Genomic DNA, 4507 nt, shown 5'->3' with positions numbered 1-4507 from the left:
TTTCGCTCCGGCCGGTCGCCATCGCGCGAAGGTCGCGGGTTGTACGGGCGATCGCCGCGCGGCCGGTCGCCGTCCTTGCGCAAACCCTCGCCGCGCGGCGTGGTGGGCCGTTTCTCGCCGTCACGGTCGCGCGGCGCATAGGGCTTCCTGTCGCCGAACTTGCGGTCGGCAAATCGCGCGGCCGGGCGCGCGTCGCCTCGGTCGCCCCGCGGGGTGTAAGGGCGCTTTTCGCCGCCGCGATCCTCGCGCGGCGTGAACGAACGCTTTTCGCCGCCATCGCCGCGCTGCGGGCGATCCTCCCGGTTGAAGCGTGGCGGACGATCACCAAAGGGCCGGTCGCCGCGCGGGCGCGGCGCGTCACCGTCATCGCGACGCGGGGCGCGATCTTCGCGATTGCCGGCATAGGGTTTGCCTGCGCCCGCATAGGGCTTCTTGCCATAAGATTTGGCGCCGCCGGGTTTCCCGGCATGAGGGCGCCGTTCCCCGTCGCGCTTGTCGCCATCGCCTTTTACGGCAAAGCCGCGTTTGGCGAATTTCTTCTCCGGCCCGCGAGCGGCGCCGGAACGGCCCTTGCCGCCCGACGGGCGGTCACGCCGGCCGCGGGAATCGTTGTTTTTATCGTTGTCGCGGGGCATGAATGGTCTCTCGGGTACGGATGAATTGGCGATCAGGCCGATGTGGATGGGTTGTCATAGCGATAACGCGCACGCACTTGGCTCAAGGCGCATTCTCACGCAAAATCGGCATCCACTTTTGCTGAAGGCGCATCTCATAGCAGGTTTCTTCCGATGATACGAGGCATGACCGCCCCTTCTTTCATGGATTTGGCGCTGAAAACGGCGGAAAACGCCGGAAAAGCCGGCGAAGTTCCGATCGGATGCGTGGTCGTGCGCGATTACGAGGTGATCGCCACGGCCGGCAACCGGACGCTGACCGACCGCGATCCGACCGCGCATGCCGAAATATTGGCGATCCGGCAGGCCGCCGAAGCCATCGGCACCGAGCGGCTGGTCGATTGCGACCTCTATGTCACGCTGGAGCCATGCACGATGTGCGCGGGCGCGATCTCGTTGGCACGGATCAGGCGGCTCTATTACGGCGCGGCCGACCCGAAAGGCGGCGCGGTCGATTCCGGCGTGCGGTTTTTTGCATCGCCGACCTGCCATCACGTCCCCGAGGTCTATTCCACGGTCGGCGAAACCGAGGCGGCGGCGCTGCTGCGGGAGTTTTTCAAGGTGAGGCGGTAGCTCCGCCGTCATTGCGAGCGCAAGCGAAGCAATCCATCTTTGCCGCTGGAAGAAAGCTGGATTGCTTCGTCGCTTCGCTCCTCGCAATGACGAGAAAAATTACCCCGCCAGAAAAAATTCCCGCAACGCACTCGCCGTCGCGTCCGGATTTTCCTCGGTGAGAAAATGCCCGGCATCCACCGGCATGCCGCGCACATCGGTCGCCCAGTTCCTCCAGGTATCGAGCGGCGTCGCCGCGGCGCGGGCGACGCCGGCATCGCCCCACAGCGCCAGCAACGGGATCGTGATCCTGTTGCCGGCGTCGTGGTCTTTCTTGTCGATCTCATAATCGGCATAGGCGCCGGCGCGGTAATCCTCGCACATCGCATGCACGCGGGAGGGATCGCGGAACGGCGCCAGATAATGCTCCAGCGCGCGGGGATCGATGGCGTCGAGGGTTTTCGATTTGGTCTGGCTTGCCATCTTCTGCCGGAGGAAGAAATCGGGATGGCCGCCGATCAGGGTTTCCGGCAGCGGGTAGGGCTGCGCCAAAAACGCCCAGTGATAGATCTTCAGCGCTGAGAGCCGGTTGATGCGTTCCCAGTAATCATAGGTCGGCAGGATATCGAGCACAGCAAGCTTCGAGAGCCGGCCAGGATGATCGAGTGCCAGCCGGTACGACACGCGCCCGCCGCGGTCGTGACCGGCGAGCGCGAAATGCACATGGCCGAGCCGCTCCATTGCCTCCACCATCGTCCGCGCCATCGCGCGCTTGGTATAGGGCGTGTGGTCCTTGTCGCTGTCGGGCATATCCGACCAGCCATAGCCCGGCAGGTCGGCGATGATCAGCGTGAATTTGTCGGCCAGTCGCGGCGCCACGGGGTGCCACATCACATGGGTCGATGAGAATCCGTGCAGCAGCAACAGCGGCGGCCCCTTGCCGCCGACGCGCGCGAAGATGCGTCCCGCGCTGGTGTCGATCCATTTGGCGGCATAACCAGGAAACAGATCGGCGAGGTCGGGCATGAATTTGGCACTCCTTCGCGGCAAACGCGCATCGCGCTTTTGTCGAAGCTGTTGCTTCAAACTTTGTTTGCCGTTGCCGCTGGCACGTGACGGATATATGCCATGAGACAAGCCCGACCAACAACAAGCCGAGCAGAGGAAATGCCATGTCGATCGATTTCGAAGTCCCGGCCGAGGCCAAGGCGATCCGCGAAAAGGTCCGCCAATGGGTGCATGACGAGTGCATCCCCGCGGAGAAGGAACTGGACTCCAGGCCGCTCGACGAGGTGCTCGGCACGTTGCGCGCGAAGGCCCGCGCGCGGGGCCTGTGGTGCCCGTTCGTTCCGAAGCAATATGGCGGCATGGGCCTCGGACCGCTCGCCAACGCGCTGGTGCAGATGGAGCTCGGCGAGAGCATGCTCGGCGCGCTGTCGATGAACACGCAGGGCCCCGACGACGCCTCGATGATGACCATTCTCGAGCATGGCACCGAGTACCAGAAGGAAAAGTTCCTCAAACCCCTGCTCAATGGCGACAAGCGCATCTGCTTCTCGATGACCGAGAAGGCCGCCGGCGCCGATGCCACCGGCATGCAGACATCGGCGGTGAAGGACGGCAACGAGAATTACATCTTGAACGGCGAGAAGTGGTTCTCCTCATCCGCGAGCGTCGCCGACATGGCGCTGGTGATGGCCAGGACCGATCCGAACGCGCCGCGCCACAAGCAGTATTCCACCTTCATCGTCGAATTGCCCAACCCCGGCTACCGGATCAAGCGCAACATCAAGAACATGGCGATCGAAGGCCCGCATGCCGACGCGATTCATGGCGGCCACTCCGAGATCGAGATCAGGGATTTGAAGGTGCCGGCCGACAATCTGCTCGGCGGCGAAGGCAACGGATTCAATATGGGCCAGCACCGCCTCGCTTACGGCCGCTTGCGCCACGGCATGCACAACATCGCAAAGGCCCAGCGCGCGCTCGACATGGCGGTCGCGCACATCACCAAACGCTCGACCTTCGGCGTGCTGCTCGCCGACCGCCAGGCGGTTCAGTTCATGCTGGCCGAATGCGCAAGCCAGCTCTATATCGGGCGGCTGATGCTGCTGCACATCGCCTACAAGGCGGAGCGGGGCCTGGATCTGCGACAGGAGAACTCGATCGCCAAGGTGTATCTGGCGCACATGGTGCATCACGTGATCGACACTGCGATCCAGCTCCACGGCGCGCTCGGCTTCAGCCAGGATACGGTGCTGGCGAAATGGTACACCCAGGTCCGCTCGCAGCGGCTGGTCGACGGTCCCGACGAGGTGCACCGATGGCGGGTCGGCCGCAACGTCATCAAGGCGTTTCGCGAGCACGGCACCACGGCGAGCGCAGCGGGCGGTGATTTGCTTTAGCCCGGGTTCGTGATTCCGGGGCGACGCGCAGCGCCGAACCCGGAATCCCGAGATGAGGCGCACAGCGCAAACAACGTCGAGATTCCGGATCGACGCGCGCGGCGCGTAGTCCGGAATGACGGTGCTAGTCTTTCGCCCCCTCCTGCTCCACCGCCTGCCAGGCGATATCGCGGCGGCAGAATCCATCGGGCCATCTGATGCGGTCGACGGCCTGATAGGCGCGGCGCTGCGCTTCGGTGATGGTTTTGCCCGAGGCGCAGATGTTGAGCACGCGGCCGCCATTGGCGAGGATGGCGCCGTCCTTTGCGACCGTGCCGGCATGGAAGATTTCGACGCCCTCGATCTTGGCGGCGTCATCGAGCCCCTCGATGCGAGTCCCTTTCGCATAATCCCCGGGATAGCCCTTCGCCGCCATCACCACCGTCAACGCCGCTTCGGGAAACCAGCGAAGATCAAAGTTCTTCAACTGCCCGTCGCAGCACGCCATCAACGCCGGCACAATGTCGGACATCATCCGCAGCATCAGCACCTGGCATTCCGGATCGCCGAAGCGGACATTGTACTCGAACAGTTTCGGTCCCTGCTCTGTCAGCATCACGCCGGCATAGAGCACGCCGCGGAACGGCATGCAGCGTATCTTCATGCCGGCGACCGTCGGCATAATGATCTGCGCCATGATCTGGACGTGGATTTCAGGCGTCACGAACGGCGTCGGCGAATAGGCGCCCATGCCGCCGGTGTTCGGGCCCTCGTCGTGATCGAACACGCGCTTGTGGTCCTGCGCGGACGCCAGCGGGATCGCGGTCTCGCCGTCGCATAGCCCGAAGAAGCTGATCTCGCGGCCTTCGAGAAACTCCTCGATCACGACTTCCGCGC

Annotated in this window: 4 protein-coding genes and 1 pseudogene; 2 read left to right on the top strand and 3 right to left on the bottom strand. The window is 64.1% G+C overall.

Annotated elements, in window-relative coordinates:
- Window positions 1-635: pseudogene (locus WCE35_RS15330) on the bottom strand (pseudouridine synthase); the annotation flags it as partial.
- Window positions 636-788: 153 nt separating this feature from the next.
- Between WCE35_RS15330 and WCE35_RS15325 the strand changes: the two are divergent.
- Complete coding sequence (locus WCE35_RS15325; RefSeq protein ID WP_424594187.1) at window positions 789-1247, top strand: nucleoside deaminase; 459 nt, start codon at window positions 789-791, stop codon at window positions 1245-1247.
- Window positions 1248-1346: 99 nt separating this feature from the next.
- Here WCE35_RS15325 and WCE35_RS15320 read toward each other — a convergent pair whose 3' ends face one another.
- Complete coding sequence (locus WCE35_RS15320; RefSeq protein WP_424594186.1) at window positions 1347-2252, bottom strand: alpha/beta fold hydrolase; 906 nt, start codon at window positions 2250-2252, stop codon at window positions 1347-1349.
- Between the two features lie 146 nt (window positions 2253-2398).
- Here WCE35_RS15320 and WCE35_RS15315 point away from each other — a divergent pair, with 146 nt between their 5' ends.
- A complete protein-coding gene (locus tag WCE35_RS15315) occupies window positions 2399-3631 on the top strand; it encodes an acyl-CoA dehydrogenase family protein (RefSeq protein WP_424594185.1) in 1233 nt (410 codons plus the stop codon).
- A 124-nt stretch (window positions 3632-3755) separates the two neighbouring features.
- Here WCE35_RS15315 and purD read toward each other — a convergent pair.
- Window positions 3756-4507, bottom strand: a 752-nt coding sequence (gene purD, locus WCE35_RS15310) for a phosphoribosylamine--glycine ligase (protein ID WP_424594184.1), incomplete at its 5' end; no start/stop codon positions are given.

Origin of the sequence: Bradyrhizobium sp., assembly GCF_049691595.1 — a bacterium.
Classification (GTDB): domain Bacteria; phylum Pseudomonadota; class Alphaproteobacteria; order Rhizobiales; family Xanthobacteraceae; genus Bradyrhizobium.
The sequence above is the reverse complement of the archived record's forward strand: the minus strand, read 5'-3'. Positions and strand labels throughout refer to the sequence as shown.